This window comes from Streptomyces sp. NPDC052012 (assembly GCF_040689265.1).
In the GTDB taxonomy this organism is placed as follows: domain Bacteria; phylum Actinomycetota; class Actinomycetes; order Streptomycetales; family Streptomycetaceae; genus Streptomyces.
Map to the genome: position 1 here is coordinate 1 of NZ_JBFAXA010000040.1, position 24127 is coordinate 24127.

General features: G+C 71.2%; 20 protein-coding genes. 10 read left to right on the plus strand and 10 right to left on the minus strand.

Annotated features, from left to right (window positions below; translation table 11 throughout):
- Positions 1-1023: glucose-6-phosphate isomerase (gene pgi / locus AB0412_RS34740; RefSeq protein ID WP_366406609.1), on the plus strand; the 1023-nt coding region annotated here is incomplete at its 5' end.
- Positions 1024-1124: 101 nt separating this feature from the next.
- Complete coding sequence (locus AB0412_RS34745; protein ID WP_366406610.1) at positions 1125-2135, plus strand: hypothetical protein; 1011 nt, start codon at positions 1125-1127, stop codon at positions 2133-2135.
- 19 nt (positions 2136-2154) lie between these two features.
- On the opposite strand, the gene AB0412_RS34750 is transcribed toward AB0412_RS34745, so the two are convergent.
- The 3 genes from AB0412_RS34750 to AB0412_RS34760 are packed head-to-tail and all read right to left on the minus strand — an operon-like array spanning position 2155 to position 5744.
- Positions 2155-4437, minus strand: a complete 2283-nt coding sequence (locus AB0412_RS34750) for an FtsX-like permease family protein (RefSeq protein ID WP_366406611.1) — start codon at positions 4435-4437, stop codon at positions 2155-2157.
- 45 nt (positions 4438-4482) lie between these two features.
- Positions 4483-5232 (minus strand): ABC transporter ATP-binding protein, encoded by a 750-nt coding sequence (locus AB0412_RS34755; protein WP_366406612.1) that lies wholly within the window; start codon positions 5230-5232, stop codon positions 4483-4485.
- The gene (locus AB0412_RS34760; RefSeq protein WP_366406613.1) at positions 5229-5744 is read right to left on the minus strand and encodes a PadR family transcriptional regulator; all 516 of its coding nucleotides are present in this window, start codon (positions 5742-5744) and stop codon (positions 5229-5231) included. Before AB0412_RS34760 ends, AB0412_RS34755 begins: the two co-directional genes overlap by 4 nt.
- 124 nt (positions 5745-5868) lie before the next feature.
- Here AB0412_RS34760 and AB0412_RS34765 point away from each other — a divergent pair, with 124 nt between their 5' ends.
- From AB0412_RS34765 to AB0412_RS34785, 5 genes are all read left to right on the plus strand, one after another.
- A complete protein-coding gene (locus tag AB0412_RS34765) occupies positions 5869-7140 on the plus strand; it encodes an ABC transporter substrate-binding protein (RefSeq protein ID WP_366406614.1) in 1272 nt (423 codons plus the stop codon).
- Positions 7141-7335: 195 nt separating this feature from the next.
- Positions 7336-8955 carry a glycoside hydrolase family 13 protein gene (locus AB0412_RS34770; RefSeq protein ID WP_366406644.1) on the plus strand — a complete coding sequence of 540 codons (1620 nt, stop codon included), beginning with the start codon at positions 7336-7338 and terminating at the stop codon, positions 8953-8955.
- Between the two features lie 83 nt (positions 8956-9038).
- Positions 9039-10370: an ABC transporter substrate-binding protein gene (locus AB0412_RS34775; protein WP_366406615.1), complete on the plus strand. Its 1332-nt coding sequence runs from the start codon at positions 9039-9041 to the stop codon at positions 10368-10370.
- Between the two features lie 2 nt (positions 10371-10372).
- Complete coding sequence (locus tag AB0412_RS34780) at positions 10373-11737, plus strand: ABC transporter permease subunit (RefSeq protein WP_366406616.1); 1365 nt, start codon at positions 10373-10375, stop codon at positions 11735-11737.
- A complete protein-coding gene (locus AB0412_RS34785) occupies positions 11734-12573 on the plus strand; it encodes a carbohydrate ABC transporter permease (RefSeq protein ID WP_366406617.1) in 840 nt (279 codons plus the stop codon). Before AB0412_RS34780 ends, AB0412_RS34785 begins: the two co-directional genes overlap by 4 nt.
- 205 nt (positions 12574-12778) lie before the next feature.
- On the opposite strand, the gene pgl is transcribed toward AB0412_RS34785, so the two are convergent.
- The 5 genes from pgl to tkt are packed head-to-tail and all read right to left on the minus strand — an operon-like array spanning position 12779 to position 19420.
- Positions 12779-13564: a 6-phosphogluconolactonase gene (gene pgl, locus AB0412_RS34790; RefSeq protein WP_366406618.1), complete on the minus strand. Its 786-nt coding sequence runs from the start codon at positions 13562-13564 to the stop codon at positions 12779-12781.
- Positions 13561-14640 (minus strand): glucose-6-phosphate dehydrogenase assembly protein OpcA, encoded by a 1080-nt coding sequence (gene opcA / locus AB0412_RS34795; protein WP_366406619.1) that lies wholly within the window; start codon positions 14638-14640, stop codon positions 13561-13563. Before opcA ends, pgl begins: the two co-directional genes overlap by 4 nt.
- Positions 14637-16175, minus strand: a complete 1539-nt coding sequence (zwf, locus tag AB0412_RS34800; RefSeq protein WP_366406620.1) for a glucose-6-phosphate dehydrogenase — start codon at positions 16173-16175, stop codon at positions 14637-14639. Before zwf ends, opcA begins: the two co-directional genes overlap by 4 nt.
- Positions 16176-16179: 4 nt before the next feature.
- The gene (gene tal, locus AB0412_RS34805; RefSeq protein ID WP_366406621.1) at positions 16180-17298 is read right to left on the minus strand and encodes a transaldolase; all 1119 of its coding nucleotides are present in this window, start codon (positions 17296-17298) and stop codon (positions 16180-16182) included.
- Positions 17299-17332: 34 nt separating this feature from the next.
- Positions 17333-19420, minus strand: coding sequence for a transketolase (gene tkt, locus AB0412_RS34810; RefSeq protein WP_366406622.1), 2088 nt, complete (start codon positions 19418-19420; stop codon positions 17333-17335).
- A gap of 374 nt (positions 19421-19794) precedes the next feature.
- Between tkt and AB0412_RS34815 the strand changes: the two genes are divergently transcribed.
- The 3 genes from AB0412_RS34815 to AB0412_RS34825 all read left to right on the plus strand — a co-directional run bounded on the left by AB0412_RS34815 (position 19795) and on the right by AB0412_RS34825 (position 22320).
- Complete coding sequence (locus tag AB0412_RS34815) at positions 19795-20712, plus strand: heme o synthase (RefSeq protein ID WP_366406645.1); 918 nt, start codon at positions 19795-19797, stop codon at positions 20710-20712.
- A gap of 93 nt (positions 20713-20805) precedes the next feature.
- Positions 20806-21126 (plus strand): hypothetical protein, encoded by a 321-nt coding sequence (locus AB0412_RS34820; protein WP_366406623.1) that lies wholly within the window; start codon positions 20806-20808, stop codon positions 21124-21126.
- 87 nt (positions 21127-21213) lie between these two features.
- The gene (locus AB0412_RS34825; RefSeq protein ID WP_366406624.1) at positions 21214-22320 is read left to right on the plus strand and encodes an amidohydrolase family protein; all 1107 of its coding nucleotides are present in this window, start codon (positions 21214-21216) and stop codon (positions 22318-22320) included.
- A 13-nt stretch (positions 22321-22333) separates the two neighbouring features.
- Here AB0412_RS34825 and AB0412_RS34830 read toward each other — a convergent pair whose 3' ends face one another.
- Together AB0412_RS34830 and AB0412_RS34835 are read right to left on the minus strand one after the other, a co-directional pair.
- Positions 22334-23344 (minus strand): COX15/CtaA family protein, encoded by a 1011-nt coding sequence (locus tag AB0412_RS34830; RefSeq protein ID WP_366406625.1) that lies wholly within the window; start codon positions 23342-23344, stop codon positions 22334-22336.
- Positions 23345-23392: 48 nt separating this feature from the next.
- Positions 23393-24109 carry an ABC transporter permease gene (locus AB0412_RS34835; RefSeq protein ID WP_366406646.1) on the minus strand — a complete coding sequence of 239 codons (717 nt, stop codon included), beginning with the start codon at positions 24107-24109 and terminating at the stop codon, positions 23393-23395.
- Positions 24110-24127: the final 18 nt, after the last annotated feature.

A 24127-nucleotide genomic window follows, 5' to 3' on the forward strand; every position in this document is an offset into this window, starting at 1 on the left:
AAGACGTTCACCACGATCGAGACGGTCACCAACGCCACCTCGGCACGCGGCTGGCTGCTGGGCGCCCTCGGCGATGAGAAGGCGGTGGCCAGGCATTTTGTCGCCTTGTCGACGAACGCGGAGAAGGTCGCCGGGTTCGGGATCGACACGGCGAACATGTTCGAGTTCTGGGACTGGGTGGGGGGCCGGTACTCCTACGACTCGGCGATCGGCCTGTCGCTGATGATCGCGATCGGGCCGGAGCGGTTCCGTCAGATGCTCGACGGGTTCCGGCTGGTCGACGAGCACTTCCGCACCGCGCCGGCGGAGGCCAACGCGCCGCTGCTGCTGGGCCTGCTGGGGATCTGGTACAACAACTTCTTCGACGCGCAGTCGCATGCGGTGCTGCCGTACTCGCACTATCTGTCGAAGTTCACCGCCTATCTGCAGCAGCTGGACATGGAGTCCAACGGCAAGTCGGTGGACCGGCAGGGCCGCCCGGTCGGCTGGCAGACCGGGCCGGTGGTGTGGGGGACGCCGGGCACCAACGGGCAGCACGCCTACTACCAGTTGATCCATCAGGGCACCAAGCTGATCCCGGCCGATTTCATCGGCTTCGCCGAGCCGGTCGCCGAGCTGAGCGGTGAGCTTAAGGCGCAGCACGACCTGCTGATGGCGAACTTCTTCGCCCAGACCCAGGCGTTGGCGTTCGGCAAGACGCCGGACGAGGTGCGGGCGGAGGGCGTGCCCGAGGAGCTCGTGCCCCACAAGACCTTCCGCGGCAACCACCCCACCACCACCATCCTGGCCCGGGAGCTGACCCCGTCGGTGCTGGGCCAGCTGGTCGCGCTGTACGAGCACAAGGTGTTCGTGCAGGGCGCGGTGTGGGACATCGACTCCTTCGACCAGTGGGGCGTCGAACTCGGCAAGGTCCTCGCCAAGCGCATCGAACCCGCCCTCACCGAGGGGGCCGAGGTGCCGGGTCTGGACGCCTCGACCAAGGCGCTCGTCGACACCTACCGGGAGCTGCGCGGCCGGCAGTGAGCACGGTGCGGAGAAGCGGGCGGCAGGGCGCCGTCCGCTTCCCGTAGAATCCCCGGCGATCACCAACCGATCGACACGGCGAACGCTCGGGGGAGCACAAGGTGGCACGCACGCGCGGAAGTTGGATCGGCGGGACGCTCACGGCCCGGTCGTTCCTGAGGCCCCACCAGGTCGCCAAGGCCGTGTTCCATCCCGCGTGGATCCCCGAGTCGCTCGACCCCACGGTCGAGCGGCTCAAGCGTTTCCGGGTGATCGCCGGGGCGGTCACCTCGCTCGGTGTCTACACCTTCATCGAGGGCGGCTTCAGCGTCACGGAGCTGTTGGAGAACGCGCTGACGGCAGCCGCCGTGCTGCTGTTCCTCACTCCGCTGACGGTCGGCGTGATGCTGTTCGTCTGGCGGCGCACCGGTACCGCACGGCAGTTGCGGGTGCCGTTGCTGAACTCCCTCAAGCTGCTTCTGCTGTTCGTCGGCTGTGTCGTGGCGCTCGTGCTGATGGTGCAGTCGGTGAATGCGTCGGGGAACCCGCTGGTGATCATGGGCGTGGGCCTGGTGATGATGTGGGGGCTCGTCTTCGTGGGCCAGGGAGCCTTCCGGGTCTGCGGCAACTTCTTCGGCACGGCCGCCGTGCACCGCTGTCTGCCGGCGCTGCTGGCCACGGTGACGAGCTGGCTGACCGCCCTCCCGGACCTGGTCACCGGCGATCTGCACGGGCTCAGCCTCACCATGGGCATCGTGTTCATCCTGGGCGCCCCGGTGACGGTCACCGCGATCGCCCTGCTGGAGACGGGCCGGCTGAAACGGCGCTACGGCATCCGGCTGGGCACGCACCCCGCGAGCCTGCCACCGATCCCGGGCCGTCCCGCGCCGATGCCCCCGCAGATGCCGCCGACCGGACTGCCGCACGTGCCGCCGCAGGGCAACCCGTACGGCCCCCCGCACCCCACCATGGGCGGCAACCCGTACGGACCGGGGCCACAGCCCCCGTACGTGCCCGGACCCGGCGGCCACCCGTACGCGCCCGGGCCGGCCGGACACCCGTACCCGCCGGGCCCGCAGAACCCGTACGTCCCGCAGCCGCCGTACCCGCCGCAGCACCCCTACGGGGGCTGACCGGGCACCGGGACCCGGCTCAGGCCACCGCGCTCAGCGTGTCCGCGAGGCGGCGGCGGGCCGCGCGGGCGGCCGGGAGGGCGGCCAGGGCGGCGGCGCCCAGCACGGCGGCCACGGCGAGCAGCAGCAGAAGCACAGCGGGCGGCCCCTGGGCGATGCCCGCCCCGATGCCGCTCGACCTGCCCTGCGCGTCGATCAGCCAGTGCGCCAGCGGCAGCCCCAGCGCCATGGCGGCCAGTACGGCCGCCAGGGCCGTACAGGCCGTGGCCGTGACCGTGACCGCGGTGATCTGACGCGGTGAGAGGCCGATGGCCTTCAGCGCGAGCAGATCCCGCTCGCCCTCCCGCACGGTCCCGCCGATCGCGGTGAGCAGCTCGATCAGCCCGATGAGGGCGAGCACCGCGATCAGCCCGAGGACGACCGCGCGCAGCGGGGAGAGGCCGTCGGCCGGGTTGGTCACGGTGTGCACGTCGAGATGGCCGCGCCCGGCCGCTGTCAGCCGGTCGGCGACGGCCTGCGGATCGGCGCCCGGGTCGAGGCGCAGCTGGTACAGGGTCGGCCGGAGGCCGGGATCGTTGGCGCGCAGGGTGTCCAGCGAGGTGGAGATGACCCGGCCGGCGTTCTCCGGTTCGATGCTGCGGCCCACGATGTGCAGGATCTGCGGCCGGTCGCCGACGGTCACGCGGACCCAGTCGCCGACCCGGACGTGCAGCAGGTCGAGCAGGCCCTGCCCGGCCACGGCCTCGTCGGACCCGCGTGCGGCACGCCCCTCGGCCAGCGTGAACGGATAGGGCTCCTGCTGGGTGCCCAGCCCGCGCAGGGCGATCGTGGCGGTCTGCCCGGGGACCAGGGCGGCCACCTCCGTGCCCGGGTAGGCGGCGGCGACCTGCGGGTCGCGTTCCAGCAGTGCCCGGGCCTCGGCCTCGCCCAGCCCGGCGTCCGCCCGGACGCTGAGCGCGGTGGGCAGGCCCATCCGCTCGGGTTCGCTGTGGAAGCGGTCGATGGTGGTCCACGCGCTCATCGCCACCACGATCAGCAGCAGTGGCAGCGCCAGCCGGGCCACGGCGCCGAGGGACCGCGGGCGGCGGGTGAACGCCTTGTGCCAGCCGAGGACCAGCGCCGGCGGTACCCGCACGCCCAGCGCCCGCCGGGCCACACCGGTCAGGCGCCCGGCGGGAGGCGCGGCCGGGCGCGGCACCGGCACCGGGGGCACCCGTCCCGCCCGCCAGGCGGCGAGCCCGGTGGTCGCACCGATCAGCAGCACCGCCGCGACCGGCACCGCGAACAGCGCCACGGTGTGCCCGGGCAGCCCCTGCCACACGCCGACCGCGTCCCCGAGCCGGCCCGGGATGCCGCTGCCCAGCGCCTCCATCAGCACGGCGGCGGCCACGGCACCCAGCAGGGCGTAGCCGAGGTGCTGGATCAGGAAGACACGGACCACCTGGCCGGGCGTGAAGCCGATGGCCTTGAGGATGGAGATGTCCCGCAGATGCCCCCGAATGCGGGTGCCGATCGCCCCGTGCACGGCGAATCCGGCGGCGATCAGCGCGCCGAGACCGAACAGGCCCAGCACCTGACCGAGCAGCCGGTTGTCGCCCTGCGCCTCGGCGCGCGCCTGCTGCCAGGTGGCGACCTCGCCGATCGCCCCGGCGCCCAGCACGGTCACCGCCCGCTGCACGGCGTACCCCGTGTCGCCGGGGTCGGTCAGTCTCAGCCCGATCACCTGGCCGCCCGGGTCGGCGACGGCCGACGGCAGCGCCCACACCAGGCCGGGCTGCTCACCCGGCCGGTAGCGGGGCTCGGCGCTGTCGGCGACGCCCACCACGGTGAGCGTCCGAGCGGTGCCGGGGACGGTCAGGGTGTCGCCCGGTGCGGCGAGCAGGGCACGGGCGAGCCGGCTCTCCAGGACCACGCCGTCGGGCGTCGCCGGGTCCAGCCACTGCCCGGAGGTCAGCAGCGGGCGGCCGACGCCGGGCAGCTCGGCGGTGCCGCGCAGCTGGACGTCGGCGCGGCTGCCGCGGGAGGCGACGGTCACGGACGCCGTCGGGTAGGGGCCGGCGACGGCCTCCACGCCGTCCAGCTCGGCCAGCTTCCCGGCGTCGGCCGCTGCGGTGGTGTGCAGTGTGACGTGCGCGCCGTGCGCCTGGGCGAAGACGCGCTGCCAGGGGTTGGTGGCGTAGCCGAACAGGGCCGTGGCCAGCAGCAGGGAGACGACGATGCCCGCGGTGGCGAGGACCAGGAACAGCGCCTCACCGCGGTGCGTGCGCAGATCGGAGTGCGCCCAGCGCAGGGTGGCTCGCACGGGCCTCAACCCCTCGGGGAGCGGTGATCGGACAACACCCGCATGTCAGTCCTTCAGCTCCAGGACCCCGGATATGCCCTTGCCGCGCGACGGTGTGCCGTGCAGCTCCGCGTCGTCGGCGATCCGCCCGTCGAAGAAGCTGATCACCCGGTCCGCGGCGCTCGCCAGCCGGGCGTCGTGCGTGACGAGGACGATGCTCTGCCCACGCTGGTGGAAGCGGGACAGCAGCCGCATCACCTCGCGGGTGCCCTTGCTGTCCAGGCTGCCCGCGGGCTCGTCGGCCAGCAGCAGCGGAGGGTGGTTGACCAGGGCACGGGCCAGCGCGACCCGCTGCTGCTCACCGCCGGACAGCTCGCCCGGCATGCTGCGCTCCTTGCCGTTCAGGCCCAGCTCGGCCAGCAGCGCCTCGCGCTCGGCGCGGGCCTTCTTCGGCGCCACCCCGGCGAGCAGCGCGGGCAGCTCCACGTTGTCGGCGACCGACAGGTCGGAGACCAGGTTGAAGAACTGGAAGACGATCCCGATGCGCTTCCTGCGCTCCACCGCCCAGCGGGCCTCGCTGTAGGCGTCGGTGCACTCGCCGTCCAGCCAGATGCTGCCCTTGTCGGGCCGCTGGAGGCCGCCGAGCAGATGCAGCAGGGTCGACTTGCCGGCGCCGGACGGACCGGTGATCGCCACGAACTCGCCGCGCGCCACGCTCAGATCGACCCCGCGCACCGCATGCGCCGGGGCGCCCTCGCCGTGGTGGGTCTTGACCAGGCCTTCGGCGCGCAGCACGGGAGCGGTGCTCTCGCTCACTCCAGCTCCTCCAGCTCTTCCTGGCACCGCTCCAGCCAGTCGAGGTCGGCCTGCAGGTGCAGCATCGCGCCCTCGATCAGCAGATGGGCGATGCGGTTGTCCCGGTCTTCGGCGGCGGCGAGCTTGGACAGCTCCCGCATGGTGTTGAGGTACTGGCGGCGCTGCTTGTTGATCAGGGCGATCTGGTCGGCGAGTCCGGTCTGCGGGGCGAGGGCCAGCTTCATGAAGAACTCGTCCCGCACCCGAGGTTCGTCCGCCGTCTCCTCGTACCAGGCGCGCAGCGCCTCGCGCCCGGCTTCGGTGAGGTGGTAGACCTTCTTGTTGGGCCGGCTGGACTGTTCGACGTCCTCGCCCTCGATCAGTCCCGACTTCTCGAGGCGGCCGAGGGTCACGTAGATCTGGCCGACGTTCGGCTGAGGGTACGCCGAGCCCAGCAGTTGCTCAAGGTCCTGCTTGAGCTCGTAGCCGTGGGCCGGACCGCGGGCGAGCAGGGCCAGGAGGGGCAGCCGCACTCGTGCTCTCCTCCTCGCGTGAGTAATGTGCCGCAGGCCCTAGTATCGCGCATACCTAACAGGTATACATGGCCTCTGACTCCCGGACGAGGGTGCCCGGGGGCCGGTGTACAGGGAGGAACCTATGCGGTGGATCCGTGCCGCGGGTAGGGGCCTTCTTGTGCTGGTCGTGGTCCTGACCGGTTATGTCGCCGCCGGAGCGAGCGCCGACGAGCCCGCCGAGAGCGGTCGCGGACCCCTCACCCTGGCCACCGCCGGGGACCTCACCGGCTACCTCGGCCCGCTGCTCCAGGGCTGGAACCGGGCCCACCCCGGCGAGAAGGTCACCCTCGTCGAGCTGCCCGACTCCGCCGACGAGACCCGGGCACAGATGATCACCGATCTGCGCCGCGGGGAGAGCGGCCGCTTCGACGTGCTGAACATCGACGTCAGCTGGACCTCCGAGTTCGCCGCGGCCGGCTGGATCCGCCCGCTGCCGCGCGACCGCTTCCCGCTGGACACCTTCCTGCGGCCGGTCGTGGACACCGCGACCTACGACGACCGGCTCTACGCCGTCCCGTACGTCACCAACGCCGGGCTGCTGCTGTACCGCGAGGACATCCTGACGAAGGAGGGCGTGCCGCCGCCCCGCACCTGGGCCGAGCTGGAGCGGGCCGCGCGGACCCTCGCCCCGAAGTACGGCCTCGACGGCTACGCGGGGCAGTTCCTGCCGTACGAGGGCCTGACCGTGAACGCGGCCGAGGCCGTCTACTCGGCGGGCGGCAGCATCCTGGGCGACGAGGGCGAGCGGGTCACCGTCGACTCACGGGCCGCCCGCGAGGGCATCGGGTTCCTGGCGCGCGGGGTGCGTGAGGGCTGGATCCCGAAGGAGGCCCTGACGTACAAGGAGGAGGAGTCCAAGCAGGCCTTCCAGGACGGCCGCCTGCTCTTCCTGCGCAACTGGCCCTACGCCTACGTCGCCGCCTCCGCGCCCGGGTCGGAGGTCGCCGGCAAGGTCGGCGCCGTGCCGCTGCCCGGGCCGGACGGGCCGGGGACCAGCGTCCTCGGCGGCTCCAACCTGGCCGTCGGCACGCATGCCCGGCACCCCGACACCGCCGCGCGCCTGATCGCGTACCTCACCAGCGAGCCGGTCCAGCGCCAGGTGCTCACCCGCGGCGCGCTGCCGCCCGTACGGGCCGCGCTGTACGACGATCCGGAGCTGGTGCGGCGCTTCCCGTATCTGCCGACCCTGCGCGAGAGCGTGCTCGCCGCCGCGCCGCGCCCCAAGAGCCCGCACTACGACCAGGTCAGCCTGGTGGTGCAGGCGGTCGTGCACGACGCGATGACCGGGCGGCAGACGCCCGAGGCCGCGGTGCGCAGGCTGGCGCGCGAGCTGGCCGCCGTCTCCTCGCGGTAGGCCCCTTCATAGTTACTTGTTAGGTAACGCAGACGTCTCATTCGTGTGCTAAGTGTCCGCATTGCTCCGCATATTTCGCACTCAACCCCTCGGTAGCTTCTGTACGTTCATTGACACCCTCGCGACACGCCTACTTAACATGCATGCATAACCGCTAGCACGCACAGACGGGTCGACGGGGTGAGTCTCAAGCGCATCGACAGCCACCACTGGTGGCGCGACGCAGTGATCTACCAGGTGTACGTCCGCAGCTTCCTGGACAGCACCGGTGACGGCATCGGCGATCTCGCCGGAGTCAGGGCGGGCCTGCCCTATCTGAAGAAGCTCGGCGTGGACGGGATCTGGCTGAGCCCCTTCTACCCCTCGCCGCAGCACGACCACGGCTACGACGTGGCCGACTACTGCGACGTCGACCCGGTCTTCGGCGACCTCGCCGAGTTCGACCTGCTCGTCGGCGCCGCCCGGCGGCTCGGCATCAAGGTGCTGCTGGACATCGTCCCCAACCACTGCTCCAGCGAGCACCCCTGGTTCCGCGCGGCCCTCGGCAGCGCACCCGGCAGCCCCGAGCGCGCCCGCTTCCACTTCGCCGACGGCCGCGGCCCCGACGGCGGCGAGCCGCCGAACAACTGGCACGCCATGTTCGGCGGCCCCGCCTGGACCCGCGTCACCGAGGCGGACGGCCGCCCCGGCCAGTGGTACCTGCACATGTTCACGCCCGAGCAGCCCGACTGGAACTGGCGCAACCCCGAGGTCGCCGCCGAGTTCGACCGCACCCTGCGCTTCTGGCTGGACCGGGGCGTCGACGGCTTCCGCATCGACGTCGCCGCCGGCCTGTTCAAGCACCCCGAGCTGCCCGACTCGCCCGACCCCGAGGCCGACGCCCGCACCCGCGACTCGGTCAACCCGCTCGCCTGGAACCAGCCCGAGGTGCACGAGGTGTGGCGGCACTGGCGCACGGTGTGCGAGGAGTACACCGCCCGCGACGGCCGCGAACGGCTCCTGGTCGGCGAGGTCTCCGTGCCCACCGCCCGCGAGCACGCCAAGTACGTCCGCCCGGACGAGCTGCACCAGGCGTTCTTCTTCGACCTGCTCGGCGCCCCCTGGGACGCCGACGCCTTCCGCAAGGTCATATCCGAGGCGATGGACGACATCGCCGGCACCGGCTCCACCGTCACCTGGGTCCTCAACAACCACGACCAGGTCCGCACCGTCACCCGCTACGGCGAGCCCACCCCCCAGGGCAGCGGCCTCGGCGCCGCCCGCGCCCGCGCCGCCGCGCTGCTGATGCTGGCGCTGCCCGGAGCCGCGTACATCTACCAGGGCGAGGAACTGGGCCTGCCCGAGGTCGTGGACCTGCCCGACGACGTGCTCACCGACCCGATCTTCCGCCGCACCGGCAGCAGGGCCCGCATCCGCGACGGCTGCCGCGTGCCGCTGCCCTGGTCCGGGCAGGCCTCGCCGTTCGGCTTCACCTCCGGCGCCGACAGCGCCAAGCCGTGGCTGCCGCAGCCCGAGTACTTCGCCGAGTACGCCACCGACCGGGCCCTCGCCGACACCCAGTCCTTCTGGCACCTCTACCGCGACGGCCTGCAACTGCGCGCCGCGCTCCCGCAGCTGGGCGAGGGCACGCTGCGCTGGCTGGACACCCAGCCCGGCGTGCTCGCCTTCGTCCGCGGCGACGACCTGGTGTGCGCCGTCAACTTCGGCACCGCCCCCGTACCCGCCCCGGTCCCCGGCACCCCGCTGCTCGCCAGCGGACCCTGCCCGGCCGGGGTGCTCCCCGGCTCCACCGCCGCCTGGTGGATCAGCGACTGAACAACCCCGGCACAACCCCGGCACAACCCCGGCACCGCCCCGAGCCCGGCACCATCCCGTATCCCGAAGGGACATCAACGAAGATGCGACGTACCCGACGTACCACCCTGCTCACCGGATGCACCGCCCTCGTCCTCGCCCTGACCGCCACCGCCTGCGGCGGCGACGAGCCCGTCTCGGCCGGCGGCGGCGACAAGGCACTGAACGGGCAGACCGTCACCGTGGCCGGTGTCTGGTCCGGCAGCGAGCAGAAGAACTTCCAGAAGGTGCTGGACGCCTTCACCGAGAAGACCGGCGCCAAGACGCAGTTCGTCTCCACCGGCGACAACGTCTCCACCGTCGTCGGCAGCAAGATCGAGGGCGGCAACGCCCCCGACGTCGTGATGGTCCCGCAGGTCGGTGTGCTCCAGCAGTTCGCCGAGAAGGGCTGGCTCAAGCCGCTGGACCAGAAGGTCGAGTCCGCCGTGAGCGGCAACTTCGCGAAGGTCTGGCAGGACTACGGCAGCGTCGACGGCACCCTGTACGGCCTGTACTTCAAGGCCGCCCACAAGTCGACCGTCTGGTACAGCCCCGAGGCCCTCGAACAGGCCGGCGTCAAGACGCCCAAGACCTACGACGAGATGCTGAAGAACGGGCAGACGATCTCCGACTCCGGTCTCGCCGCGTTCTCCGTCGCCGGTCAGGACGGATGGACGCTCACCGACTGGTTCGAGAACGTCTACCTCTCCCAGGCGGGCCCCGAGAAGTACGACGCCCTCGCCGCCCACGAGATCAAGTGGACCGACCCGACGGTCGTCGAGGCGCTCACCACGCTCGGCAAGCTGTTCAAGGACAAGCAGCTCATCGCGGGCGGCCAGAAGGAAGCGCTGAACACCGACTTCCCGGGATCCGTGGAGAAGGTCTTCGGCCCCGAGCCCGACGCGGCGATGGTCTACGAGGGCGACTTCGTCGCCGGTGTCGCCAAGGACCAGTTCGGCAGGACCATCGGCACCGACGCGAACTTCTTCCCCTTCCCGCCGGTCGGCGCCGGCAAGGCGCCCGTGGTCAGCGGCGGCGACGCGGCCGTCGTCCTCAAGGACGGCAAGAACGCCAAGGCCGGCATGGCGCTCGTGGAGTACCTGGCCTCTCCTGAGGCCGCGGCCGTGTGGGCCGAGGCGGGCGGCTTCCTCTCCCCGAACAAGAAGCTCGACCTCTCCTCCTACGGCGACGACGTCACCCGCGCCACCGCCAAGTCCCTGATCGCCGCCGGTGACTCGGTCCGCTTCGACATGTCCGACCAGGCCCCGGCGGCCTTCGGCGGCACCAAGGGCGCCGGCGAGTGGAAGATCCTCCAGGACTTCCTGCGCGACCCGGCCGACCCGAAGAAGACCGCCGCCGAGCTCGAGGCCGCCGCGGCCAAGGCCTACGGGAACTGACCATGACCACCACCCTGGTGAAAGAGGCGCGGCGCCCCGCGCCCGCCCACCCCGACGGCGCACGCGGCAGACGCCTGCGCCGACGGGGCCGGGTCATCGCCCTGCTGTTCGTCCTGCCCGCGCTGCTCCTGCTGGGCGCGCTGGTCGTCTACCCGGTGCTGTTCTCCGTCGGCCGCAGCTTTTTCGACGCCTCCGGTGACACCTTCGTGGGCGGCGAGAACTACACCGAGATGTTCCGCGACCCGACGACCCTCACCGCCATCCGGAACACCGCGATCTGGGTCGTCGTCGCCCCCACCCTCCTCACCGGCCTCGGCCTGATCCTCGCGGTGCTGGTGGAGAAGGTCCGCTGGGCCACCGCCTTCAAGCTGCTGCTGTTCATGCCGATGGCGGTGTCCTTCCTGGCCGCCGGCATCATCTTCCGGCTCGCCTACGACGAGGACCCGGACAAGGGCGTGCTCAACGCCGCTGCGGTGTCGATCCACGATGCCTTCGAGGGCGGTTCCTCCTATCCGACGGCGCGTGCGCGGGACGGCGAGGGCCTGACCAAGCAGAAGGACGGCTCGTACGTCACCGGAGCGGATCTCCGGCCCGGGGGCACGGCGGTGCTCGGCCTGGTCGGCGTCGCCCCCAAGGACCTGTCGGCGGACGCCGAACCCGCGCGGGACGCCGCGGCCCGCAAGGCCGGCGCCGACGAGGTGCGCGGTGTGGTGTACCTCGACTTCACCCCCGGCGGTGGAGGGGAGCCGGGGGTGGTCGACCCCCGCGAGAGCGGGCTGCCCGGGATGAAGGTCGAGGCGGTCCGCGACGGCGAGACGGTCGCGAGCACCACCACCGCCGCCGACGGCTCCTTCCGCTTCACCGGCCTCGACAGCGGCTCGTACGCCATGAAGCTGCCCCCGGACAACTTCGCGGCCCCCTACGACGGCATCTCCTGGCTCGGGCCGACCCTCGTCACGCCGGCGATCATCGGCGCGTACCTGTGGATCTGGACCGGCTTCTCCATGGTCCTGATCGGCGCCGGTCTGGCCACCCTGCCGCGGGACACGCTGGAGGCGGCGCGGATGGACGGGGCCAACGAGTGGCAGATCTTCCGCAAGATCACCGTCCCGCTGCTCGCGCCGGTGCTCACGGTGGTGTTCGTGACGCTGGTGATCAACGTGATGAAGGTCTTCGACCTCGTCTACATCATCGCGCCCGGTCCCGTGCAGCAGGACGCGACCGTGCTCGCCACCCAGATGTGGCTGGTGTCGTTCGGCGGCGGCAACAACCAGGGACTCGGCAGCGCGCTCGGCGTGCTCCTGCTGGTCCTGGTGATCCCGGCCATGGTCTTCAACGTCCGCCGTTTCCGAAGGAGTCAGCGATGAAGGCGATCCGGCGCGGCCTGAGCAGCAGCGTGGTGCAGGCCTTCCTGGTCGTGATCGGCCTGGTGTGGATGACCCCGCTGGCCGGGCTGTTCCTGTCCTCGCTGCGGTCGGCGGAGGACACCGCCAAGGGCGGCTGGTGGACGGTGTTCACCAGCCCCGGGCAGCTGTCCTTCGACAACTACTCGGCGCTCCTGGAGAACTCCGGCATGACGCAGGCGTTCTGGAACACCGTGCTGATCTCGGTGCCGGCCACCGCCCTGGTGGTGGTCGTCGCCGCGCTCGCCGGATACGCCTTCGCCTGGCTGGACTTCCCCGGACGCGAGGCCGTCTTCCTCGTCGTGGTCGCCCTGCTGGTCGTGCCGGTGCAGATCGGGCTGCTGCCGGTCGCCAAGCTCTTCGGGCAGCTGGGGCTGTTCGGCACGATTCCCGGTGTGGTGCTGTTCCACGTGGCGTACGGGCTGCCGTTCGCGGTGTTCCTGCTGCGGAACTACTTCGCCGAGATCCCGAAGGAGATGCTGGAGGCCGCCCGGATGGACGGGGGCAGCGAGTGGCGGATCTTCACGCGGCTCGTGCTGCCGGTGGGGCGGCCGGCGATCGCCAGCCTCGCCATCTTCCAGTTCCTGTGGGTGTGGAACGACATGCTGGTGGCGCTGTTGTTCGCCGACAGTTCGTCGCAGCCGCTGACCGTGCAACTCCAGTCGCAGATCCGGCAGTTCGGCAGCAACATCGATGTTCTGGCGCCGGGGGCGTTCCTGTCCCTGGTGGTACCGGTGGTGGTGTTCTTCGCCTTCCAGCGGCACTTCGTGCAGGGAGTGATGGCGGGTTCGGTGAAGTAGGGGTTGCTCAAGGGTTTCTCGCCCCCGCCGCCCCTACCCATTCCCGTCCCCTGGGGGCTGCCGCCCCCAGACCCCCGCTTCGGCCCTGAACGGGCCTCGTCCTCAAACGCCGGACGGGCTGAATCAGCCCGTCCGGCGCCTTTCATCCCACCGAGTCGGGTGGTGGGTGGGCAAAGGACGGGGGTTCAGGGAGCCCCTGGGCCGGTTACGCCGACGCCGGTGGGTACAGGGACCTCGGCAGCTGCGACGCCGCTGCCGCGTCCAGGAGCCACAGCGTGCGGGCCCTGCCGTACGCACCCGCCGCCGGGGCCTGGATCTCGCCCGCGCCCGACAGCGCGATCGCCGCCGCCCGCGCCTTGTCCTCGCCCGCCGCCAGCAGCCACACCTCGCGGGCCGCACGGATCGCCGGAAGGGTGAGCGACACCCGGGTCGGCGGCGGCTTGGGTGCGCCGTGGACGCCGACCACCGTCCGCTCCGTCTCCCGCACCGCCGGAAGCTCCGGGAACAGGGACGCCACGTGCGTGTCCGGGCCCACGCCCAGCATCAGCACGTCGAAGGTCGGGACGGGACCGTGGTTCTCCGGGCCCGCCGCCCGCGCCAGCTCCTCCGCGTAGGCCGCGGCCGCCGCGTCCACGTCGTTTCCGTAGGGGCCGTCCGACGCGGGCATGGCGTGCACGCGCTTCGGGTCCAGCGGCACCGAGTCGAGCAGCGCCTCCCGGGCCTGGGTGACATTGCGCTCCGGGTCGCCCTCGGGCAGGAACCGCTCGTCGCCCCACCACAGGTCCAGGCGGGCCCAGTCGATCGCGTCCCGCGCCGGCGCCGCCGCCAGCGCGGCCAGCAGGCCGTTGCCGTTGCGCCCGCCGGTGAGCACCACCGACGCCGAACCCCGGGAGGTCTGCGCGTCGACGATCCTGGTGATCAGCCGGGCCGCCGCGGCCTGCGCCATCAGCTCCTTGTCTCGGTGCACGACCAGCTGCGGTGCCGTACTCACTTCGCCGCCGCCTTCTTCACCGGCGCCTCGGCCGTCGCCCGGTCCGCGGGAGCTTTCGCAGCAGTCTCGACGGGCGCGGGGACCGCCTCGGGTTCCCCTGCGGGCTTCCCGTCGGCTCCTTTGGGCGACTCGTCACCCACCGACTCACCCGCCGTCTTCAGCCGCTCCACCCCGTACCGCAGCGCCGACGCGTACGTGTCGTCCGGGTCGAGGCGCCGCAGCTCCTCCGCGATCAGCTCCGCCGTGTCCCGGCGCTTGAGCGCCACCGCACGCTTCGGCTGACCCTGGATGGACAGCGTCGCCAGCGCGCCGTCGGCGCGGTCCAGCACGATCGGGCCGCAGTCGGTGTCCATGCGGACCGCGGTGAGCCCCGGACCGCTGGACAGGGAGCGCTTCACCGGCACGTCCAGCCGGTCCGCGAGCCACATCGCCAGCAGCTCGCAGCTCGGGTTGAACTCCTCGCCCTCCACCTCGACGCCCAGCACCTTGCAGCTGACCTGGTCCAGCGCCGCGGCCAGCATCGAACGCCAGGGCGTGATGCGGGTCCACGACAGGTCCGTGTCGCCCGGGGTGTAGGCCTCGGCGCGGGCCGCGAGCTCGCGTACCGGCTGCTCGCAGGCGTAGGTGTCGGTCACCCGGCGCTGGGCCAGCGCGCCCAGCGGGTCACCGGCCGGGTCCAGCGGGGCGTTGACGGGCCACCACACCACCACCGGGGCGTCCGGCAGCAGCAGCGGCAGCACCACCGACTGGGCGTGGTCGATCACCTCGCCGTACAGCCGCAGCACCACCGTCTCGCCGGTGCCCGCCTCCGCGCCCACCCGCACCTCGGCGTCGAGGCGGGACTGGGTGCGGTCGCGGGGTGAGCGGGAGACGCGCTTGATCACCACGAGGGTGCGCGAGGGATGCTCGTGCGAGGCGTCGCTCGCCGCCTTCAGCGCGTCGTAGGCGTTCTCCTCGTCCGTCACGATGACCAGCGTCAGCACCATGCCGACGGCCGGGGTTCCGATGGCCCGGCGGCCCTGCACCAGCGCCTTGTTGATCTTGCTGGCCGTGGTGTCCGTGAGGTCTATCTTCATGGCCGGCGCCAGCTCCGTCCGTCTCGCTCGAGCATGTGGTCCGCCTCCACGGGCCCCCACGTACCGGCGGGGTACTGGGCGGGCCTGCCGTGGCGGTCCCAGTACTCCTCGATGGGGTCGAGGATCTTCCAGGACAGCTCGACCTCCTCGGTGCGCGGGAAGAGGTTCGAGTCGCCGAGCAGGACGTCCAGGATCAGCCGCTCGTACGCCTCCGGGCTCGACTCGGTGAACGACTCGCCGTAGGCGAAGTCCATCGACACGTCCCGGATCTCCATCGACGTGCCCGGCACCTTCGAGCCGAACCGCACCGTGACCCCCTCGTCCGGCTGGACGCGGATCACGATGGCGTTCTGCCCGAGTTCCTCGGTGGCCGTGGTGTCGAAGGGGGAGTGCGGCGCCCGCTGGAAGACCACCGCGATCTCGGTGACCCGGCGGCCCAGCCGCTTGCCGGTGCGCAGATAGAAGGGGACACCCGCCCAGCGGCGGTTGTCGATGCCCAGCTTGATCGCGGCGTAGGTGTCGGTCTTCGAGGTGGAGGCGATGCCCTCCTCCTCCAGATAACCGCGCACCTTTGTGCCGCCCTGCCAGCCCGCCGAGTACTGCCCGCGCACGGTGTCGCGGCCCAGGTCCTTCGGGAGCCGCACGGCACCCAGCACCTTGGTCTTCTCCGCGGCGAGCGCGTCCGCGTCGAAGGACGCGGGCTCCTCCATCGCGGTCAGCGCGAGCAGCTGGAGCAGGTGGTTCTGGATGACGTCGCGGGCGGCGCCGATGCCGTCGTAGTAGCCGGCCCGGCCGCCGATGCCGATGTCCTCGGCCATCGTGATCTGCACGTGGTCGACGAAGGACCGGTTCCAGATCGGTTCGAACATCGTGTTGGCGAAGCGCAGCGCCAGGATGTTCTGGACGGTCTCCTTGCCCAGGTAGTGGTCGATCCGGAACACCTGGTCCGGGGCGAACACCTCGTGGACGATCGCGTTGAGCTCCTCGGCCGACCTCAGGTCGTGGCCGAACGGCTTCTCGATGACCGCCCGCCGCCAGGAGCCGCCCGTCTGGTCGGCGAGGCCGTGCTTCTTCAGCTGCTGGATGACCACCGGGAAGGAACGCGGCGGCACCGAGAGGTAGAAGGCGAAGTTGCCGCCCGTGCCCTGCGCCTTGTCCAGTTCCTCGATGGTGCCGCGCAGCCGCTCGAAGGCCTCGTCGTCGTCGAAGGTGCCCTGCACGAAGCGCATGCCCTGGATGAGCTGCTGCCAGACCTCCTCACGGAAGGGGGTGCGGGCGTGCTCCTTGACCGCGTCGTGGACCTCCTGCGCGAAGTCCTCGTTCTGCCACTCGCGGCGGGCGAAGCCCACCAGGGAGAAGCCCGGCGGCAGCAGCCCGCGGTTCGCCAGGTCGTACACGGCCGGCATCAGCTTCTTGCGGGACAGGTCACCCGTGACACCGAAGATGACCAGGCCCGACGGCCCCGCGATGCGCGGGAGCCGCCGGTCCGCCGGGTCACGCAGCGGATTCGCTCCGGGACCGGAAAGCGAGGACAAGGTCTCAGCCCTCCGCGGGGGCGAGGCGCTGGAGCTCCGCCTCGGTCGACTTCAGCAGGTCGTTCCAGGACGCCTCGAACTTGTCGACGCCCTCGTCCTCCAGGAGCTGCACCACCTCGTCGTACGAGATGCCGAGCCGCTCCACCGCGTCAAGATCGGCGCGGGCCTGCTCGTAGGTGCCGGCGATGGTGTTGCCGGTGATCTCGCCCTGCTCCTCGGTGGCGACCAGGGTCGCCTCCGGCATGGTGTTCACCGTGTTCGGCGCGACCAGGTCGTCCACGTACATCGTGGCCTTGTACGCCCTGTCCTTCACACCGGTGGACGCCCACAGCGGACGCTGCTTGTTGGCGCCCTCGCGCTCCAGCGCGTTCCAGCGCTCCGAGGAGAAGACCTCCTCGTACGCCTGGTAGGCGAGGCGCGCGTTGGCGACGGCGGCCTTGCCGCGCAGCGCCTTGGCCTCGTCGGTGCCGAGCGCGTCGATCCGCTTGTCGATCTCGGTGTCCACGCGGGACACGAAGAACGACGCCACGGAGTGGATCTTCGACAGGTCCAGGCCCTTGGCCTTGGCCTTCTCCAGACCCGCCAGGTAGGCGTCCATGACCTCGCGGTACCGCTCCAGCGAGAAGATCAGCGTGACGTTGACGCTGATGCCGGTGCCGATCGTCTCGGTGATGGCCGGCAGGCCCGCACGGGTCGCCGGGATCTTGATGAGGGTGTTGGGCCGGTCCACCAGCCAGGCCAGCTGCCGGGCCTCGGCGACTGTCGCCTTGGTGTTGTGCGCCAGACGGGGGTCGACCTCGATCGACACCCGACCGTCCTTGCCGCCGGTGGCGTCGAACACCGGGCGCAGGATGTCGGCGGCGTCGCGGACGTCCGCCGTGGTGATCATGCGGATGGCCTCTTCGACGGTGACCTTGCGCGCGGCGAGGTCGGACAACTGCTGGTCGTAGCCGTCGCCCTCGGAGATCGCCTTCTGGAAGATCGTCGGGTTGGTGGTGACGCCCACGACGTGCTGCTGGTCGATCAGTTCGGCCAGGTTGCCGGACGTGATCCGCTTGCGCGACAGGTCGTCCAGCCAGATCGCGACGCCTTCCTCGGAGAGGCGCTTGAGTGCGTCTGTCATGGAAATTACATCTCCTACGTGTCGTCTCTGAGCGTCAGCGCTGGGCTGCGGCGATCGATTCCCGGGCCACTGCGGCCACGTTCTCGGCGGTGAAGCCGTACTCCTTGAACAGCACCTTGCCGTCGGCGGAGGCACCGAAGTGCTCCAGGGAGACGATCCGGCCGGCGTCCCCCACGTACTTGTGCCAGGTCAGTCCGATGCCGGCCTCGACGGCGACCCGGGCCTTCACGGACGGCGGCAGAACGCTGTCCCGGTACCCCTGGTCCTGCTCCTCGAACCACTCCACGGACGGCATCGAGACGACCCGCGTGGGCACACCGTCGGCCTGAAGCCGCTCGCGCGCCTCGACCGCGACATGGACCTCGGAACCGGTGGCGATGAGGATCACCTGCGGCTCGCCGCCGTCGGCCTCCAGCAGCACATAGCCGCCGCGCGCCGCGTCCTCGTTCGGCTCGTACGTCGGCACGCCCTGCCGGGTCAGCGCCAGGCCGTGCGGGGTGCCCTTGCCGAACTCCTTCGTCCAGCGCTTGAGGATCTCCCGCCAGGCGATCGCCGTCTCGTTGGCGTCTGCCGGGCGGACGATGTTCAGGCCGGGGATCGCGCGCAGCGAGGCCAGGTGCTCGACGGGCTGGTGGGTCGGGCCGTCCTCGCCCAGACCGATCGAGTCGTGCGTCCACACGTACGTCACCGGCAGGTGCATCAGCGCCGACAGCCGCACCGCGTTGCGCATGTAGTCGGAGAACACCAGGAAGGTGCCGCCGTAGATCCGCGTGTTGCCGTGCAGCGCGATGCCGTTCATCTCCGCGGCCATGGAGTGCTCGCGGATGCCGAAGTGGATCGTGCGGCCGTACGGGTTCGCCTCCGGCAGCGGGTTGTCCGCCGGCAGGAACGACGACGTCTTGTCGATCGTCGTGTTGTTGGAGCCCGCCAGGTCGGCCGAGCCGCCCCACAGCTCCGGGATCACCGCGCCGAGCGCCTGGAGCACCTTGCCGGACGCGGCACGGGTGGCGACCGCCTTGCCCGGCTCGAACACCGGGATGGTGTCCTCCCAGCCCTTGGGCAGCTCACCGGCGGCGATGCGGTCGAACTCGGCCGCGCGCTCCGGGTTGGTGCTCCGCCACTCCTGGAACGACTTCTCCCACTCGGCCTTCGCCTGCTTGCCGCGCTCCAGCGCCTTGCGGGTGTGCCCGATGACCTCGTCGGCCACCTCGAAGGTCTGCTCCGGGTCGAAGCCGAGGACGCGCTTGGTGGCCGCGACCTCCTCGTCGCCCAGCGCCGAGCCGTGCGCGGCCTCGGTGTTCTGCGCGTTCGGCGCCGGCCAGGCGATGATCGAGCGCATCGCGATGAACGACGGCCGGTCGGTGACCGCCTTCGCCTCCTGGATCGCGGCGTAGATCGCGGCCGGGTCCAGGTCGCCGCTCGCCTGCGGCTCCACGCGCTGCACGTGCCAGCCGTAGGCCTCGTACCGCTTGACGGTGTCCTCGGACACGGCCGTCTCGGTGTCGCCCTCGATCGAGATGTGGTTGTCGTCCCACAGCAGGATCAGATTGCCCAGCTTCTGGTGGCCCGCCAGCGACGACGCCTCGGCGCTGATGCCCTCCTGCAGACAGCCGTCACCGGCGATGCAGTAGACGAAGTGGTCGAACGGCGACTCACCGGCCGGGGCGTCCGGGTCGAACAGGCCGCGTTCGAAGCGGGCGGCCATCGCCATGCCCACGGCGTTGGCCACACCCTGGCCCAGCGGGCCGGTCGTGGTCTCCACGCCCGTGGTGTGGCCGTACTCCGGGTGACCCGGCGTCTTCGAACCCCAGGTGCGGAAGGACTTCAGATCGTCCAGCTCCAGACCGAAACCGGCCAGGTACAGCTGGGTGTAGAGGGTCAGGGACGAATGGCCGGCGGACAGGACGAAACGGTCCCGCCCGACCCAGTCGGCATCCGCCGGGTCGTGCCGCATCACCTTCTGGAAGAGGGTGTAGGCGGCAGGCGCCAGGCTCATCGCCGTACCCGGATGGCCGTTGCCGACCTTCTGTACGGCATCGGCGGCCAGGACACGAGCGGTGTCCACGGCCCGCTGGTCCAACTCGGTCCACTCGAGGTCTGTGGTGGTCGGCTTGGTGCTCACCCTGAGTCAGGGCTCCTCTCCACATGTCGGATGCCGATGACGGCCCACCGGCGAGGTCGAGCCTACCCCCGGCGGACGCGCGTTCTTTCGAGTCGTTCCAGACTGCCGGGCCTGTCGGGGATCCGCCTCCTGACTTGGTCGTACCTGCATTCGGCAGATGAATACGGACCCGCTCAACCGGGCGCTCAATCGAGCTTCGACACGCACCTCGGAGGGCCTCGGCCAACACGAGCGGACCCCCGCGAATGCCGGGGTCTGGGCAACGTCTAGAGTGGCGTGGTACGCGCGAGCCTTTACCGCCTGTTCACACGGCAAGGCTCGCTGGGATGTCTTTAGGGGTGTGCGTGACGGCCGTTGAATCCCGTCCAGCGGGGATGCTGGGGACGAGCCAGAGCCCTGCACGGCGGCCGCTCGGGGCGCGTGTCAAGGGTTTCGTGGCACTCACCAAGCCGCGGATCATCGAGCTGCTGCTCATCACCACCGTCCCGGTGATGTTCCTGGCCCAGCAGGGTGTGCCCGACCTGAAGCTGGTGCTGCTGACCTGTGTCGGCGGCTACCTGTCGGCGGGCGGCGCCAACGCGCTCAACATGTACATCGACCGGGACATCGACGCCCTGATGGACCGCACCTCCCAGCGGCCCCTCGTCACCGGGATGGTCAGCCCGCGCGAGTGCCTCGCGTTCGGCATCGCCCTGGCGGTCGTCTCGACCCTGCTGTTCGGCCTCACCGTCAACTGGCTGTCCGCCTGGCTCGCCCTCGGCGCACTCCTCTTCTACGTCGTCGTCTACACGATGATCCTCAAGAGGCGTACGTCGCAGAACATCGTGTGGGGCGGCATCGCCGGCTGCATGCCGGTGCTGATCGGCTGGTCCGCCGTCACCAACTCGATGTCGTGGGCCCCGGTCATCCTCTTCCTCGTCATGTTCTTCTGGACGCCGCCGCACTACTGGCCGCTGTCCATGAAGGTGAAGGACGACTACGCGCGCGTGGGCGTGCCGATGCTGCCGGTCATCGCCTCCAACAAGGTGGTCGCCAAGCAGATCGTGGTCTACAGCTGGGTCATGGTCGCCGTGTCCCTCCTGCTGACCCCCCTCGGCTACACCGGCTGGTTCTACACCGCGGTCGCGCTGGCCGCGGGCGGCTGGTGGCTGTGGGAGGCACACGCGCTGCTGAACCGGGCGAAGGCCGAGGTGACCGGCGCCAAGCTCAAGGAGATGCGCCTGTTCCACTGGTCGATCACCTATGTCTCGCTGCTCTTCGTGGCGGTCGCGGTGGACCCCTTCCTGTCCTGATCCTTCCGCTTCCGGCTCCCGGGCGGGGTGAGTGGCCAAGGCCACGGACCCCGCCCGTCGCCGTTTGATCTACCCATCGGTAGCATCCTGACCATGGCAGACACCCAGCAGGCGCACCCGAGGGCCGAGCAGAAGGCGTCCCGGCTCGCCAAGCAGATCAACACCTTCGCCAAGGCCCACGGCGGGGCCGAGGGCCAGATCGCCTACATCGGCGAACGCGGCGCCCGCATCGTCCTGGTGGGCGAGGACGGCGGCTGGGGCGACCTGGTGGCCCCGACGTACGAGATCGCCCAGAAGGCGGTCGAGAAGGCCGGCATCACCGTGCACGAGGCGTTCGACGGCGAGTTCGCGGCCAAGGTCAGGACGGGCCCGTACGAGTGGAAGAGGATGGCCGGCATCCAGATCGGCGGCTGATTCGACGCGCGGCGCACGCTGCTGCGCCACTTACTTCCCGGCTCACCCGTTAGGCCGTACAAGCGCGCCTCACGGTGGGAGCCCGGGATGATCGAAACGCCGTCCTTAGTGGACCAGTACTGTCACGGCGTCCTGAAATCAGAGCTGGGCCTCGGCACCTTCGAGGCCCAACTGAGTCGCACCGAGGGCCCGCCCGCCCCCGGTACCACCCTCTTCGACACCCAGACCGGCTTCGCCGTACGCCGCTGGTGCCCGCCCCTGCTCGACCTGGAGCCGCACTGTGCGCCCGCCATGTACCTCGCCCGGCGCCGAGAGCTCGGCGTCCTGGAAGCGGCCCGCCGCCTGCTGAGGGGCAGCGGCATCACCACCTACCTCGTCGACACGGGACTCCCCGGCGACCTCACCGTCCCCGCCGAACTGGCCACCGCCGGGGACGCCGAGGCCCACGAGGTCGTCCGCCTGGAACAGCTCGCCGAGCAGGTCGCCGACACCTCCGGCACCGTCGAGTCCTTCCTCGCCAACCTCGCCGAATCGGTGCACGGCGCCGCCGGGCACGCCGTCGCCTTCACCTCCGTCGCCGGCGTACGGCACGGACTGGCGCTCGCCCCCGAACCGCCGGGACCGGGCGAGGTGCGCGGCGCGGCCGGGCGCTGGCTGGCCGCACGCCGCGTCGGGGACGAGCTGTCCGACCCGGTGCTGCTGCGGCACCTGCTGTGGATCGCCGTCGCCTCGGGGCTGCCCCTGCAACTGCACGCGGGACTCGGGGCGCCCGGCGCCCGTATCGACCGCACCGACCCCGCGCTGCTCACCGACTTCGTGCGGGCCACCGCGGGCCTCGGCACCGACCTCGTGCTCCTGCACGGCTACCCGTACCACCGCCACGCCGCCCACCTCGCCGGCGTCTTCCCGCACGTCTACGCCGACTCCGGCGCCGCCCTGGCCCGCACGGGCGCCCGCGCGGCGAGCGTCCTCGCGGAGAGCCTGGAACTCGCCCCCTTCGGCAAGATCCTCTTCTCGACCGGCGCGCAGGGACTGCCCGAACTGCACGTCGTGGGCGCCCGCCTGTTCCGCGAGGCGCTGGGGCGGGTGCTCGGCACCTGGGTCGCGGAGGGCGCGTGGTCCCTGTCCGACGCCCAGCGGGTGGCGGTGATGCTGGCGGAGGGAAACGCGCGACGGGTCTACGGCCTGGACTGACCGGTGACGACGCTCAGGCCCGGGTGAGGGTCGCCGTCTCGCTCGGCGCGCCCTGCACCTCGGCCACCGCTCCCGGCCGCTCCCGCAGCGACAGCAGCACGCGCAGCACCCAGATCCACATCACGCACGAGCCGAACATGTGCAGGCCGACCAGTACCTCGGGCAGGTCCGTGAAGTACTGCACGTAACCGATGGCTCCCTGCGCGAGCAGGATCAGGAACAGCTCACGCGTCCTGCTCAGCGGCCCCTTCGGCGCGTCGACCGCCTTCAGCACGAACCACAGCGCGAACGTCAGCGTCACCACGATCCACGCCAGCACGGCGTGCAGCTTGCTGACCGTCTCCCAGTCCAGCGGCATCCGCTCGACCTCGCTGGAGTCACCCGCGTGCGGTCCCGCGCCGGTGACCACCGTGCCGACCGCGATCAGCAGGACGGAGGCGGCCACCAGGAACCACACCAGTTGCTGTACGGCCTTGCCGACCAGCGGCCGGGGCTCCGCGTCGCCCTCCCCGGTGCGCTGCCACATCACCGTCGCCACCGCGATCAGCGCCGTGGAGAGCAGGAAGTGCGCCGCGACCGTGTACGGGTTCAGGCCGACCAGGACCACGATGCCGCCGAGGACCGCGTTGCCCATGACGATCCAGAACTGCGCCCAGCCCAGCCGGGTCAGGCTCCGCCGGTAGGGCTTCTGCGAGCGCGCGGCGATGATCGCCCAGCCGACGGCGGCGCACAGCACGTACGTCAGCAACCGGTTGCCGAACTCGATGTAGCCGTGAATGCCCATCTCGGCGGTGTTGTGGATCGAGTCCTCGGTGCACTTGGGCCAGGTCGGGCAGCCGAGGCCGGAGCCGGTCAGCCGCACCGCGCCGCCGGTGACCACGATGACCACCGACATCACGAGTGCGGCGAGGGCCGCCCGCCGGACCGTCCGGGGATCCGGGGTCCAGCGTGCGGCGATGAAGGCGAGGGGGTTGCGCAGGGCCGCCAGGGCATCGGCGCGGGTCACGTTCGGCACGCGTCCCATCGTAGAGCGCGGCTTGTGCACGCTTTCACGAGGGGCCGTCACGGGCGCTCACTCCCAGCGGAAGAACTTCCCCGCCGCCGCGAGCCCCGCGACCGCCCACACGGCGAGGACGCCGAGGCTGCCCCAGGGCGTCCCGGCCCCGTGCTGGAGCACGTCCCGCAGTCCCTCCGACAGCGCCGTGATCGGCAGCAGCCCGAGGACGTCCTGCGCGGCGTCCGGGAACTTGTCCAGCGGCACGACGACCCCGCCGCCGACCAGCAGCAGCAGGAACACCAGATTGGCGGCGGCCAGCGTCGCCTCCGCCTTGAGCGTGCCCGCCATCAGCAGCCCGAGCCCGGAGAACGCGGCGGTGCCCAGCACCAGCAGCGCGAGCACCGCGAGCGGGCTGCCGTGCGGCGACCAGCCGAGCGCGAAGGCGATCACGGTCAGCAGCACGATCTGCAGCACCTCGGTGACCAGCACGGACACCGTCTTCGCGGTCATCAGCGCCCAGCGCGGCAACGGTGAGGAGGCGAGCCGTTTCAGCACCCCGTAGCGGCGCTCGAAGCCGGTCGCGATGGCCTGTCCGGTGAACGCGGTCGACATCACGGCGAGCGCGAGGACGCCGGGGGCGAGGAAGTCCACCGCCTCGCCCTCGCCGGTGTCCACGATGTCCACGGTGCTGAACAGCACCAGCAGCAGCGTCGGGATGACCACGGTCAGCAGCAGCTGCTCGCCGTTGCGCAGCAGCATCTTCGTCTCGAGCGCGGCCTGTGCCGCGATCATGCGGCCGAGCGGAGCGGC

What these genes read in the sequence shown, in the direction of transcription:
- AB0412_RS34765 (WP_366406614.1), top strand. Translation starts at nt 5,869, where the DNA reads ATGCGGTGGATCCGTGCCGCGGGTAGGGGCCTTCTTGTGCTGGTCGTG.
- AB0412_RS34775 (WP_366406615.1), top strand. Translation starts at nt 9,039, where the DNA reads ATGCGACGTACCCGACGTACCACCCTGCTCACCGGATGCACCGCCCTC.
- AB0412_RS34780 (WP_366406616.1), top strand. Translation starts at nt 10,373, where the DNA reads ATGACCACCACCCTGGTGAAAGAGGCGCGGCGCCCCGCGCCCGCCCAC.
- AB0412_RS34785 (WP_366406617.1), top strand. Translation starts at nt 11,734, where the DNA reads ATGAAGGCGATCCGGCGCGGCCTGAGCAGCAGCGTGGTGCAGGCCTTC.
- opcA (WP_366406619.1), bottom strand. Translation starts at nt 14,640, where the DNA reads ATGAAGATAGACCTCACGGACACCACGGCCAGCAAGATCAACAAGGCG.
- tal (WP_366406621.1), bottom strand. Translation starts at nt 17,298, where the DNA reads ATGACAGACGCACTCAAGCGCCTCTCCGAGGAAGGCGTCGCGATCTGG.
- AB0412_RS34815 (WP_366406645.1), top strand. Translation starts at nt 19,795, where the DNA reads ATGCTGGGGACGAGCCAGAGCCCTGCACGGCGGCCGCTCGGGGCGCGT.
- AB0412_RS34820 (WP_366406623.1), top strand. Translation starts at nt 20,806, where the DNA reads ATGGCAGACACCCAGCAGGCGCACCCGAGGGCCGAGCAGAAGGCGTCC.
- AB0412_RS34825 (WP_366406624.1), top strand. Translation starts at nt 21,214, where the DNA reads ATGATCGAAACGCCGTCCTTAGTGGACCAGTACTGTCACGGCGTCCTG.
- AB0412_RS34830 (WP_366406625.1), bottom strand. Translation starts at nt 23,344, where the DNA reads ATGGGACGCGTGCCGAACGTGACCCGCGCCGATGCCCTGGCGGCCCTG.
- AB0412_RS34835 (WP_366406646.1), bottom strand. Translation starts at nt 24,109, where the DNA reads ATGATCGCGGCACAGGCCGCGCTCGAGACGAAGATGCTGCTGCGCAAC.